We start from the raw sequence: 13,734 nt of genomic DNA, 5'->3' as shown, positions 1-13,734 counted from the left end.
CGCACATAGTTTAACCTAGGTGTCACCATGCGCTGGCTGCTCCTGGATCAGATTGTCGAGTTGAACCCCGGCACGAATGCGATCGCTCTCGCGTCCACGAATTTCCCCGATGCTTTGTTTAATGACCACTTTCCCGGTATTCCAGTCACACCGGGTGTTCTATTGATCGAGATGGCTGCCCAACTCACGGGCTGCCTGATTGCGGTTACAGCCTCGCAACGGGATCAGATCTTGCGTCTCCCCTTTCTATCTATGGTGCGAGAAGCAAAATTTCGCAAGTTCGTCGGTCCGAATGTCCAGCTTCGCATTGAAACCGAGATCGAAGAACTCGAGGCATTCTCCGCGATCTGCCGAACGCGCGTTCTCAGTGAGGAAGATCGTGTTGCCTCGATGACTCTGATGATGACATTCCTTCCGGAAGAAGAAGCCGCTCAGTATGATCGGACGCTTTTGGTGGCTCACGAGCAAGCGGAGTTTTTGCGCCTCGGCCTCATAGGGTTTCCTCCTGGAGACGTTCGTGTCGCCGCAAAGTAGAGCGGCAGTGAAAGTCTGCATCATCGGTGCTGGCCCCTCCGGCCTCGCGACAGCACGGCGTCTGCTCGAGGCGGGCATTCGCGATGTCGTGATTCTCGAGCGCCAGTCGACTGTCGGCGGTAACTGGACCTGGGCAGATGCTTCCGGGCATAGCAGCATCTATGACACCGTGCGATCGATCAGTTCGCGCGACATGACCGCGTTTGAGGGCGTTCCATTCTCGTCGACGGTCGGTATTTATCCCACGCGAACCGACATGCTGCTCTACCTGCAGCGGTTTCCCGCACGTTTTGATCTGGAACGGCTGATCCGATTCAACACCCACGTCGTCTCCATTGTTCCTTCACCTGAGAAGGGGTGGCGTGTGGAAACCGAAGGCAACCCGCCAGAGTACTTCGACGCCGTTTGCATCTGCAGCGGTCATCACTGGAAGCCTCTCTATCCTGATCTTCCCGGCAAATTCTCCGGCAACATCGTCCATGCGCATGAATATAGAGATTGTTCACGCTTTGCTGGGCAGCGTGTTCTGGTCATCGGCTGCGGAAACTCAGGCGCAGATATTGCAGTCGACCTCGCTCGTCACGGCTGCCAGGTATTCCTCAGCCTTCGGCGTGGCTATCACATTGTGCCGAGATTCCTCTTCGGTATGCCCTCCGATGTGCTCTATTCGCGACTGCGGCGTGTGCTTCCCGATCGTGTTCTTCGCCCGCTCGCCGAACTCCTTTTGACGGCGTATCGCCACTATGTCGTCGGAGACAAACTGCCCGAACCAAACCATCCTCTTTTTGCCACACACCCGCTCGTCAACTCTGAGCTGCTGCCGTGCATCCGGAAAGCTGGCGTTCAGGTTGTCGGCCCTATCGGGAACGTTCGCGGTGCCGAGATCTGCTTTGGCTCGTTTCCGAATCAACGAAGGCGGTGCGGTGCAGCTCAAAGTGAATTTGACACGATCATCGCTTGCACCGGGTACGAAGTGTCGCATCCCTTCCTTGAAGATTCCATCACCGGAGGCAGCACCGATGCCCTTGTCGAGCGACTGCACCTGCGCCTGGTGCACAAGACGATGAAAGGGCTCTATTTCGTTGGGCTGCTTCAGCCCTCCGGATCTCTCTGGCCCGTAGCAGACGCTCAGGCGAAGTTCGTCGCCGCACACCTGACCGGAGAGGTGCAACCGCCCACGATTGAACCGGCGGCGAGCGACTGCCGCGATCGCTTTGTTCCATCGCCGCGCCACATCCTGGAAGTCAACGGGGAAGATTATGAGCGCGCATTGCTCGCGCTCGTATCTGCACGCGGCGGAGCCCTCCAGTGACAAGCGGCCGCCGCATTTTAATAACAGGCTCATCTGGATATCTCGGCCGCGCGATCATTCGCACGCTGCTCACGCAGGCGGATTTGGAAGTCCTTATCGGGGTTGACATTCGTTCGTCCGCCGCGCTTACGCAACTCGGCGATCCCCGGCTGCGCTTGATCGTTGCAGATGTTGCTGACCCTATCGATCATCTGCTCCGGGAATACAAGATCGATACCGTGCTTCACGCGGCCTTTGTGCTCCGTCCGTCGCACGATCTGCGCCGCATGCGGCGCACAAACGTCGAGGGTACGCGTCAGATCCTGCGCGCATGTTCGGCCTGCGGTGTATCGCATCTGCTTCACCTCAGCTCAGCGTCGGTTTACGGTTTCCTCCCGCACCAGACTATGCCCTTTGTAGAAACCGATTCGCTGAATCCTGAGCCAGGTTTCACCTACGCCGAGCACAAGGCCGAGGGGGACCGTCTTGTTCAGGAAACGCGGAACCAGAGCTCGATTGAGACCATTACCGTCTTTCGGCCATCGTTCATCATCGGAGGCGAAAGCGACAATCCTCTTTATGAGCATCTGTCACGGCGGTTTGTATTTCTCCCCTCCCGTATGTCGTCGCTGCAGCTCACACATATCGACGATTTATGCGCCGCTGTGCTTCGGGTCCTTGAGCGCCGGCCGAACGAGAATTACAACCTGGGAGCACCTGGTGCCTTGAGTCCGTTGCAGATGGTTCAACGTCTCCATGGCAGGGCAATCCTCTTGCCGCAGCGTCTCCTCCATGCTTGCAACGATGTCGGCTGGGCCTTGCGAGCACGATGGCTTACAAATTGGCCGTCGAGCGCAATCAGCTCTCTGGAAGGATATTGGTGGGTCAGTAGTGAAAAGCTCGAGAGGCAAATGAGTCTGAGCTTTCGATACGACACCGAGAAGGCCTTCGATTCCTGGGTTCGCGAGCGTGTGCGCCTTCGCTACCATAGGCGCTTCGGCGCCCTCGAATGAGCCCCACACAACGAAGGGCACTGCCGAGCGGAACAGATGAAAAGCCGCCGTTTCTTTCAAGGGGTTCCGTAGTCTCTTCGACTTCTTGGAAACGATTGAATTGGAACAGACGACCTTGTCTCGCTGAATTGATCGAATCGGGTAACTTATTGATTCAATTGCGGCCTGACGCTGGAAAGCGTACAAAGTGCGTCATTTTGAAGCCTCAGCACCCTAATCGAGTACGACCGCGCAGCAGTTCTCGACTGAATCGGATCCCCTCGACTCTCCACGAACTGGTCGAGCAGGCGAGCCTCATTCGCGGAACCAATCGACGTGGCTTCCCTTCGCTGCGCACGAATTCCTATGCACAGAATGCAGCCGTATGTACTATATAGGGGATATTCACACTATCCCCCTCGTTTCCCTAGATTTCGGTGAGAGTAGCTTAAGGGCCATCACAACCGAATCACAGACCCGGGCCTCAGCCTGGGGTGGATTACGGCATGAAAGATCCAAATCACCGAAACAGCGAGCACGAAGTCCTGACGCCCATACCGGATACTCATGTTCCGAGTGGCCGTCCAACGGAACAGACTGCTGCCGGTGTACAAACCCCCGTGCCGGCCACGGCGAAGGACTCCGGTGGGGGTTCCGAAGCTCAAACCGTTCTAGAAATTGCAGCGCCGCCGTGGCCCAAAACACCCGCAGGTCCGGCCACTCTCGACTATCTCGTGTCCCCTGCGGCGCTCACCGCCACGGTTTCAAACGACCACGAGCCTCGAAGCGGTTTACCGAACGGAATGCTGCTGCAGCCGGGAACCGTTCTCGCGAACCGTTACGAAATCATCAAGGTCCTCGGCGAAGGCGGCATGGGCGCTGTCTACAAAGCGCGAGACATGGAGTTGGAACGAGAAATCGCACTCAAGGTCATTCGCCCTGAGTTGGCCAACAACCCCGAGATTCTGCATCGTTTCAAGCAGGAATTGATCCTTGCGCGGCAGGTCACCGACCGGAACGTGATCCGGATTTTCGATCTAGGGGAAGCGGGCAAGATCAAGTTCATTACGATGGAATATGTGGACGGCGAGAGCCTCCACCAGATTCTGCGACAGCGAGGCAAACTTGAAGTCGCGGAAGCCGTAGACGTCATGGAGCAGGTGGCCAGCGGTCTCGCCGTTGCCCATCGTGAAGGGATCATCCACCGCGATCTGAAACCCGGCAACATCATGCGCGACCGAAACGGCAGGGTCGTAGTCATGGACTTCGGATTGGCTCGTACATTGAGCGGCGATGGATTGACGCAGACCGGCGCCATGCTGGGGACGATCGAATACATGTCTCCAGAGCAGGCACAGAGCACTGAACTAAAGGCCAGCTCAGATATTTTCACGACCGGCTTGATCCTTTATGAACTGTTGTCGGGAAAGACGCCTTTCCACGCCGAAAGCGTGATTGCCAGTCTCCTGAAGCGTACTCGCGAACGCGCCATCCCCCTGTCGGAAATTGACAAGAGCATTCCGGGCGTTCTGAGCAATATCGTTTCCAAGTGTCTCGAGAAGGATCCTTCGCGCCGTTACCAAACTGCGGAGGAACTCCTTGCGGATCTTCGCGTCTGGCAGGGGAAGAGCGGCGCCGCTAAAGTTTCCGCTTCGTCAGCGGCCTTCTGGATGAATCGAATTCGCGAACTGCCATGGACGCGAGTCGCAGGTACAGGCCTCCTGATCGTACTCACGGCCGCCGGAGTTGCGTGGTATGTCATCGCTCGGCAGCGAGCGGCCAAAGCGCCGCACAACCCGATCACCGTTCTGGTAGGCGATTTCCAGAACAACACCGGGGATACCCTTTTCGAGAACACTCTCGAGCCCATGTTTAACGTCGCCTTGGAAGGCGCAAGATTCATCAGCGCCTACAACCGCGGCAGTGCGCGCGAAGCCGCGGCAGGACTCCCCAAGCCATCCCAAACACTCGATGAACAGACTGCACGGCTGGTGGCGGTCAAACAAGGGATCTCCGCGATTGTTACCGGAACTCTGAACAAGGAAGGCAGCGGCTACGCACTCTCGGTCCAAGCAATCGATGCTGTGACTGGGAAGACCCTCGCCCGTGCGAACGTGAATGCCGCAAGCAAAGATGATCTCTTGCTCCAGGTGCCAAAGCTGGCGGTACCGATTCGCAAGGCGCTAGGTGACGAGACGCCGAAATCCGCACAGCTGCAGCAAGAAGAGGGCACACTCTCAACCAGCAGCCTTGAGGCCCTGCACCAGTACGGCCAAGGTATGGAATTGCAATTTCAGGGCAAGCCGGATGCGGCGCTTCAGGCCTTCTCGAAAGCGGCCCAGCTCGACCCCAACTTTGCCCGTGCATACTCCGGGATGGCCGCAGCTTCTGGGAACCTCGGGAAACTGCAGGATGCGGAGAATTACGCCAAGCAGGCGATGCAGCATGTGGACCGGATGACCGAGCGCGAACGCTATCGCATACGGGGCATGTACTACGTATGGTCGCAGAATTGGCAGAAGTGCGTTGAGGAATACAGCACGCTGCTTGGCCAATACCCAGCCGATAATATCGGGCACGCCAATCTTGCCGGCTGCTACGCACGCCTGTTGGATATGCCGAAAGCAATGGAGGCGGCGCGCGAGGGCCTGCAGATTACTCCCAACGACCTCACCGCTCGAATGAATTTCGCTTTGTATGCCTGTTACGCGTCATACTTCGAGAGTTGCGAGCAGGGGGCGAAGAACGTTCTCCAAATCAATTCTTCGGACGAAGAGGCTTTTCTAATACTCGCCTATTCGCAGCTTGGCCAGAATCGATTGGCTGAGGCCGCTGAAACCTATCAAAGGCTGGAAGAGCTTAGCGCTGACGGAGCGTCCCTTGGCATGGCCGGACTTGGAGACCTCTCGATTTATCAAGGCAAATTCAGCGAGGCCGAACAGATTCTGGAAAAAGGCGCTGCTCAGGACTTGGCCGGAAAGAATGCCGGCGCAGCGGCCAGCAAGTTGCTGATGCTCGGCTACGCGGAGCTTTCAAGCGGAAAGAATGCGGCCGCCGCGGTGGCCGCGGATCGCGCGGTGGCAAGCAGTCAAAGTGCCAAAGTTCGGTTCGTGGCGGCACGAACCTACATTGCAACGGGGCAGATCGCGAAGGCCCAGAAACTGGCGGATGGCCTTGGAGGCGATATCCAGGCATCGCATCAGGCCTACGCCAAATTGATTCTTGGGGAAATCGCCTTGCAGCAGAAGAATGCAAACCAGGCGATCCAGGCTTTCACTGAAGCGAAGAATCTGAGCGACACCTGGATCGGTCGGTTCGATTTGGGACAGGCGTATTTACAGGCGGGAGCTTTCACTGAGGCCGATTCGGATTTCGACCGGTGCATCAAGCGGCGCGGGGAAGCGCTGGAACTCTTTATGGACGACGCGCCCACGTATAGCTACCTGCCGCCCGTCTATTATCTTCAAGGACGCGAGCGCGAAGGACTCAAAAGTCCGGACTTCGCCGATTCGTATCGTGCCTACCTGCGCATCCGCGGCCAGAGCACTGAAGACCCGCTCGTGTCAGAAGTCAAGTCCAAAGCAGCCCATTAGATTTGCGCAAACAAACCAGCAGAGAATCCGGAAACGCAACGCCCTATCCCGAGTTGCATTGTCGATCGAAAGCGGCGAACTGATCCGGTCTGCATTGCGGCGGTAACCTATTCGATAGTCCTAGGGAAGGTCGGGACTATCGGACGCTGGCTTATCTAATCGTCATCGAAATCGCCATCACGGTCCGTTACGGTGATGTTCACGGTTCCGACGACAGATTTGTAGTCGATCGAATCCGTGGGAGTAAACGTGACACTCTGCGCCGTAATCCCCATTCGAGGGACCCGCCCAGGAGTAGTCCAGGCGAACTTGCCTGGAACAGATGCGGTGCCGCCGGTGAGGGTCGACTTGCTCAGCGTCTGTCCGTAAATGAGGTTGCTTGCCTTCGGCCAGGCAGAAACCGTCGGAGTTGCCTTAGCAATCGTCAAGGTTCCGGTTGCCGAGCCCTGATAGTTGGAATCGTTAATCGTGCCGACGACGGTGTACGTCCCAGCTGCCGTCGGCGACGCCCCGTTTCCGTTGTAGGTGAAGCTCACGATCAGGCCGGCGGGGCTGGTCGTTGCTGTCGCCGAAAGAGGTGAGCCGGTGTAGGTCTGGTTGAGACTTCCCAGCGTCACACTCGCCGTTGCCTTGTTGACGGTCACGTTTGCAGTGCCCGTCACACTGACGTAATCGGTTGCATCCGTTGGCGTGAACGTGACGCTCTGCGGCGCGGTTCCCACGTTTGGCGCAGTCGTAGGCGAGGTGAAAGCAAAGCTGCCTGCAACAGAGGCTATCCCGCCCGTCAACTTCGACGAAGCGAGCGTCTGTCCATAGATGATGGCGCTGGCCGTCGGCCATGTCGAGACGATCGGCGTCGCCTTGACGATAGTCAAAGTCCCGGTTGTGGTTCCCTGATAATTGGGATCATTTACGGTACCCACAACAGCGTAGGTCCCGGGAGCCGTCGGTGGCGTCGCGCTACCGTTGTAAGTGACGTTGACAGTGAGACCGCCGGGGACGGTGGTTGCCGTAACCGAAAGAGGCGAGCCGGTATAGGTCTGGTTAAGCCCGCCCAGCGTAACGGTAGCGATCGCTTTCGTGACGGTGACTACCAGCAGATTGGATGGACCGCTGGTGGCCCCCTGCTTGTTCGCATCCGTCACAGCATATGTGTAGGTTGTGTTGGTTGTGACAGCCGTGTCAATGTAACTCGGGGCCGGCGGTGCGCCCGTCAGGGTTGCGATGACTGTGAATGGGCTCGGATTCAGTGTCGCGAGTTGGGATGGGGTATACGATCCGATTGCGCGAGCGATCGTATAGCTTCGAGTCTGGCCGAAGCTCGGTGCAGTCCAGGAGAGAGGAACCTTGGTTCCAGTCTGTGTGAAGGGTGCCGACGAACCTGTGCAACCGGCGACCCCGTTAACTTGAACGGAGCACGTGAGCGCAGTCGGCGGATCGGCTGTTGTGGTGGCGACATCCTCGGATTGTTCGCCGAGCCCCTCGAAGTTAACGCCGCCGCCCTCGAACTTCACGCCACCACCTTCGAACTTGACGCCGCCGCCTTCAAACTTGACACCTCCGCCGTCGTTGTCGACACCGCCCCCCTCGAATTTCACGCCACCGCCTTCGAACTTGACACCGCCGCCCTCGAACTTCACGCCGCTACCGGAATAGCCAAAGGCATTTTCACGCGCGCCGATCTGCTGCAGGTTGAGAGCTTCCCAGTCGTTGAAGCCAGAGAATGACGCATCACCGGTGACGCCGTTGTAGTTGAGATCGATACCCGGAGGGAGAATCCCGTCCGGCGCAAGTAAGTCATGGTTGAAGTCCAGCGGTGCGGAGTCGGTGCCACCGGATGCTTCGAACCCATCCACTCGAATCTCCTGAATGTCATTGGGACCGAGCGGCGTGCCATCGCAGTGGCTCCGGGCGACTCGATTTCCCAATTGGATATCGAGCGAATTGGGAGGTGCGTACCAGCGGGTCAAGTGAGCCGCGGGCTGCCCGGTGATCATGTCGTTACCAAGACCGCTACTCTCGCTCAGGTAAGGAGACAGTTCATTGAGCGGCGGCAACGTCTGAGAGGAGTAGTCAAACCCTCCATCGACGAAGCCGCGAACCTGGAACATGTAGTTCATCACGCTCAGGAAGTTGGGCTTGCAGTTCAATTCATAAGTCGGCAAGCTGGGGTTATTGGGATCGAGAAAATACTTTCCTCCGTGGGTGAGCGCCAGAGAGTGACCCAGTTCGTGGAGCAGCGTTCCGGTCTGCTCAGCTACAGTCCCTTCTTCGTTGCTGCAGTAATCCTGACCCGATGCAAGCGGTTGCGATGGATCGGGCTCACAGCCGGATGGATCGTCGGCCCCCCAGAGCCCCAGAGTCACCGCGGAGTCGCCGCCACCGCCAAGTTCGGCTTGCCCCGACGAACTCGTCGGTCCCAGATAGGTGACCGCAAGCTGTGGCTCGGACGCGAAATTGTAGGTTCCATTCGCGACGCCCGTCGTCGGAATCGTAAACGTCGTTTTGTATACGTTATTGGCGAGGGTCGAAATAGCATTGCTAAAGCTGTAAGTGCCGTTGAGCACTGTCTGATTCAAGGCTCCGATTACGCTCACACGAGCGCTGCTCGCATCTCCGCAAGCAACTAAGGCGGCGTTCGGACAATCACCGGGCTTGATCAAGCCTGGCGGGGACTGGATGGTTACAGTCGCCGTGTTGCCTGAATTAACAATTGAGATCAACTGAGGAAGGACCGGAATTTTGAGGGCTGAAGCTGTTGTGCTCCAATAGGCGCGCGGCTGTCCCAGGGAGTGGCCGAACAGAACGTAGCGGTAGCTCTGTGCGCGGCCCGACTGAAAGTTGCCGAGGTTGGTCGAGTTCTTGGTGTACTCGAACCCTCCCTTCCAACCAATCGCCGGCTGTCCCGGATAGGCGCAAAGCGTTGCGCCATCGTTGCACAAAACCTGCCCCTCTGGAATCGAGTTGCCGCCTGCGCCGGTCTGAGGCGCCAGTGTTCCAGCAGGAAGGGGACTGGGGATGGAGACTGGATAGGAGATCACGTAAGGATCCCCCTGGTAGATGCCAGGGCCGAGATCGAAATGTACTTGGATATTTTGATTCGCGAAAGCATTTCCCACGGCATCGAGAGCCGCCTTCTTGGGCAAGTGAGAATGCAGGTAAGGGCCGCCCGAACCACCCATATTGTTCAGGTAGTCAAGCTCGATAAAGATGTCCTTTGCATTCGGGTCGGCTCCCGGCAGCGGCACCCACTGCCCGCTCGTCGCATCCGTATATCCCTGGTTGGTCTCCCACACGTCCAGCAGGCCATCACTATCCGTATCCTGAACGGAAGTGCTCATGACGATGGCTCCCCACGAGACGCAACCGCTGTTGCTCGCGGTCGGAACTACTGAAGTTGTCTCAGAGGTATCCGTCGGTTTCACGTAGCCGTTGAGAGTCCAGGTTGGGTTATCCCACGATCCATATATGCCTGGAAAAGGCGACGTGCCTCCATACAGCGACGGCAACGGCTGGGAAGCGGTATTCAGATACACCAGTTCGCCTTTATTGGTCTGCCCGTTGGCCACGATATGCGTGATCTTCGCAACCGGGCTGCTTGCGGGCTCGTAAAAGCCCACCAACGATTGGCTCATGCTCGTGCCTGCATTGCTGGGAGCGTACGCTCCGTCGTAGAGCACGATGGAATTCAAAGGAACAGCTGGTGAAAGAACGCGATAAATGATCACGAGGGTCGCCCCAAGCGCGATCGGCGCGGTGTTGCCGTTGCTTCCGCTATCCGCAAGCCGTACCGGAATAGTGCCGCTGGCAATCGTCGCGCCAAAAGTTGGGGACGTCGTATTTGTATCTACCGGAAGAAACGGGTGAACGTCGGCGCGGTAGGTCCGCATCGTCTTTGACCCTTTGGAAGATCCGGAACAGCCTCCCGCACTCCAGGATGTCGGGGCGTTGGGATTCCCGAGCACCGTTCCCGAGATAGGGTAGCCATTGAAGTAGGCGGCCTTGCCGGCAAAGGTAGACTGGTTGCCTTCCACCGTCGCCCAATAGAGATACGAGGCGACGATATCTGCCCCTTTGGGAATACTGGCGGGCACACCATTCTGACCCGGCTGCAAAGTATCGGGAACGCTGATGGCTCCGGGGGCATACCCAGTCCCATCGGGAGAGCCCTTGACCCAGCCAGCGACCACGTAATCGCCAGTCACGAAGTAGTTCTGGAACAAGGTCAGCGCGTTTGATCCGGTTTGTCCCCACACGGGTAGCGGCGAAGCGGCGAATAGTGACAAGCCCAACGCTATCAGGGAAAGCTCCGCCCAACGCAGCACGGGGGCTGAGTGCGACAACACAGTCTTGATTTTCATGTTTTGACCGGTCCCGGGGGAGAAAACTTACTCAAGCCAACAACATACGTTTCTCACATGTCAAGGGCAAACTGAATACAAGAGAGATTTGTCGGGTGGCATCTCCCCGATATCGGAATCGAGGGTCGATCAGCGGAATAGCCTTGGCGCGAAATCGTTGAGATCGCGCCGCCAGGTGACCCATTCGTGCGCAGTACCGGGCGAGGAGAAGTACACGTATTTCACCCCGGCTTTGTCGAGCATCGCGCGGAACGAGCCGATGGCTCCGGGGAATGGGTTGGGCTCCTGTGTGCCCATGCCGATCCAGAGTAGCTTCACCTTCTGATTGAATGCGGCGCCGTCTTTAAATACGCCGCTAAATGCTGTTTCAGGATCGAGCGCATCGGTGCTGAGTCCGTTCATGGTGCCGCTGAATCCGGCCATGTAGGCGAATGTGTCGAGGTTCTGTGTGGCAATGTGGAGGGCCTGGTTGGCGCCCATGGAAAGTCCGGCCATCGCCCGGTGATCGCGATCCGCAATGGTCCGAAAGGTGGAATCGATCATGGGAATGACTTCCTTGATCATCACGTCCTGGAAGCTGGTGACGTCCGGTCTCGCGCTGGGAGGAGCGAAGGGACCGGCCGGCCGCGATGCATACCCGTTGTCCATGACGATGATCATGGGTACGGCTTCTTTCGCGGCGATCAGGTTATCGAGAATCAGGTTAGCGTGACCTTGGAAGATCCATCCGGTCTCGTCCTCGCCCATCCCGTGCTGGAGATAGAGAACCGGGTAACGCGCCGTGGCGTTGGAGTCATAATCCGGTGGCGTGTAGATGAAGCAGCGGCGCCACTGGCCGGTGATGCTGGAGTGGTACATGCGGATGCGGACATCGCCGTGCGGCACTTGCTGGGACAGGTAGTAATCCACGCCATCTTCGGGCACTTCGATTCCGCTCGCGTCTTTGCCGGTGCCGAAGAACGCATGGCTGCCGGGATCGTTGACGCGGATGCCATCCACGTCGAGAGCGTAGTAATGGAAGCCTTCTACCAACGGTTCTGTGGTCACACTCCAGACGCCGTCGCTGTCCTTGGTCATCGGGAACTTCTTGCCCGTGATGTCTACATCCACAGACGCCGCTGACGGCGCTTTAAGTTGGAACACAACACTGTGGTCCGGCAGAACACGCGGATACTTCGCGCCCATCACGTTTGTAGCGGCGGGTTTTGCATCCTCGATTGCCGAATCGCGCACGCCCTCCGGTGAGCGGCGCCATGCGAAGTATGCGTCGAGCGCGTTCAGGCCGTCAGGCGTGGGTACCGGACCGGTGTGCGGCGTGCCGGCAAAGTACATGAGATGGGGATTCTGATCGCTGAATGCGGGCCACTGCGGCATGCCCTTTCCGTTGGGATTGCCGTACTTGGCGAAGTTCGTCCAGTAGGTGGCCATGGCGTCGGAGATGATGTGGTCGGCGGCCGTAGGCTGCTCGTGCTGAAGATCGTTCAGATGGCCGAACACGTAAGCGACCTCGCGGCCATGCGGCGCGCCGAGATCAGGCCGTGGCGAATCGGCCGGTGCCTGCGGATGCTGGTCGAAGTAGTAGTAGTAAACCTTGCCGGAGCCCAACTGCGATTGCAGGCGCGCCCAGATCCACGTATGCCATCCGAAGGCTGCATCGCGGCTGAGGTCGCGCGCCGTTTTGGGAACAGTCGTCCCGCTTGCCGGGTACGCCTTCAGTAGCCTCTCAGCGAAGCTGTCGTAACGCTGATGCACGCCTTCGACGTATTCGCGCGGGGTGCGATCACGAGAGAACGATGCACCTTCATCCGAGTTGTAACCTATCAGCACCGGAATATCGTTGAACTGCTTCTTCTGGTAGAGCGTGTACTGGTCGGCCGGAATGACCCAGCCGTCGACGATGGGCCACGCGAGGCCGCGCTGGGCAGCCATGATTTTTTGCGGCGGCAGGCTGCGCAGCTCTGCGATCGAATGGGCGCCTGCATCCCGCGCTAGCGATGCCCCGTCACGTTCTGCATCCGCAAGAAGACGCATGTTCTCGCCGGGGCCACCAGCCCGGCGCGGAGGACCGAACGAGCCGCCGCTTTCCGAGATCGCGCCCTCGAATAATCCTTTGGCCAGCGGAGATGCGCAAAGTTGGCTAACAGCAATCCCACCTGCAGATTCACCGAAGATGGTGACCTTTTTGGGATCGCCCCCGAATGCGGCGATGTTCGTTTTGATCCACTGGAGAGCTGCGATCATGTCGAGCAATCCGTAGTTGCCGGAGACATGCTGCGGCGACTCCGCACTCAGCTCCGGATGCGCGAGGAAGCCGAGCGGTCCCACGCGGTACGCAATACTGACCAGCACGACGCCTTTGCGCGCCAAGACCTCGCCGCTATACGTCGGAATCCACGTCGCGCCGCCATTGAAACCGCCGCCGTAGATCCAGACCAGCACGGGAATGCGCTCATGAGCCGACTTTGCCGGCGTCCACACATTGAGATAAAGGCAGTCTTCGCTCGTAGCCGAAGGCTTGTCCGGGCCGTTGCCGAGGTTCTGCACACACTGCGGCGCGAACTTGTCCGCCGGGCGAACGCCCTGCCACTTGGCCGCCAGCTGCGGAGCGCGCCAGCGCAGATCGCCGACAGGGGGCGCGGCGAACGGGACACCTCTGAACACTGTGAGCGAGTCTTCGTGCGTGCCCTGCAATTGGCCCTGTTCGACTTTCGTTGTGGTCGAAGCAGCCGCACCCATCGAAGAAACAGCCATGAGGACAATTGCGGAAAGCAGCATTTTCACGTCGGAGGTCCCTTTCGATGAACGGAACTCCTGACCATACATGCCCGGCTGAACGCCCAGCAAGGTCAAAAAATCGATTTAATTGAGCTGGTTCAAAGCGAGGTCCTATGGCGCCTTCCTGCGATTAGCAGCGGTGCGCTGCTGCACGTACTTAGCGTGGAATGCGTGAGGAGGTAGTGAAG

The 13,734-nt window shown here is 58.3% G+C and carries 6 protein-coding genes; 4 read left to right on the top strand and 2 right to left on the bottom strand.

Annotated features, from left to right (window positions below):
* The first annotated feature begins 27 nt into the window (after positions 1-27).
* The 4 genes from MOP44_RS06150 to MOP44_RS06135 all read left to right on the top strand — a co-directional run bounded on the left by MOP44_RS06150 (position 28) and on the right by MOP44_RS06135 (position 6,410).
* Positions 28-534 carry a 3-hydroxyacyl-ACP dehydratase FabZ family protein gene (locus tag MOP44_RS06150; RefSeq protein ID WP_260795065.1) on the top strand — a complete coding sequence of 169 codons (507 nt, stop codon included), beginning with the start codon at positions 28-30 and terminating at the stop codon, positions 532-534.
* A 7-nt stretch (positions 535-541) separates the two neighbouring features.
* Entirely contained in the window at positions 542-1,846 is a 1,305-nt protein-coding gene (locus tag MOP44_RS06145) for a flavin-containing monooxygenase (protein WP_260795064.1), read from the top strand.
* A complete protein-coding gene (locus MOP44_RS06140) occupies positions 1,843-2,838 on the top strand; it encodes an NAD-dependent epimerase/dehydratase family protein (protein ID WP_260795063.1) in 996 nt (331 codons plus the stop codon). The genes MOP44_RS06145 and MOP44_RS06140 overlap by 4 nt, the downstream gene beginning before the upstream one ends.
* A 485-nt stretch (positions 2,839-3,323) precedes the next feature.
* A complete protein-coding gene (locus MOP44_RS06135; RefSeq protein WP_260795062.1) occupies positions 3,324-6,410 on the top strand; it encodes a serine/threonine-protein kinase in 3,087 nt (1,028 codons plus the stop codon).
* Between the two features lie 155 nt (positions 6,411-6,565).
* Here the strand turns inward: MOP44_RS06135 and MOP44_RS06130 are convergent, their stop codons facing one another.
* Together MOP44_RS06130 and MOP44_RS06125 are read right to left on the bottom strand one after the other, a co-directional pair.
* Entirely contained in the window at positions 6,566-10,771 is a 4,206-nt protein-coding gene (locus MOP44_RS06130; RefSeq protein WP_260795061.1) for an MBG domain-containing protein, read from the bottom strand.
* A 129-nt stretch (positions 10,772-10,900) separates the two neighbouring features.
* The gene (locus MOP44_RS06125; RefSeq protein WP_260795059.1) at positions 10,901-13,621 is read right to left on the bottom strand and encodes a carboxylesterase family protein; all 2,721 of its coding nucleotides are present in this window, start codon (positions 13,619-13,621) and stop codon (positions 10,901-10,903) included.
* Positions 13,622-13,734: the final 113 nt, after the last annotated feature.

It is taken from the genome of Occallatibacter riparius (assembly GCF_025264625.1).
Classification (GTDB): Bacteria; Acidobacteriota; Terriglobia; order Terriglobales; family Acidobacteriaceae; genus Telmatobacter; species Telmatobacter riparius.
This window is presented reverse-complemented; position numbering and strand designations above follow the sequence as displayed.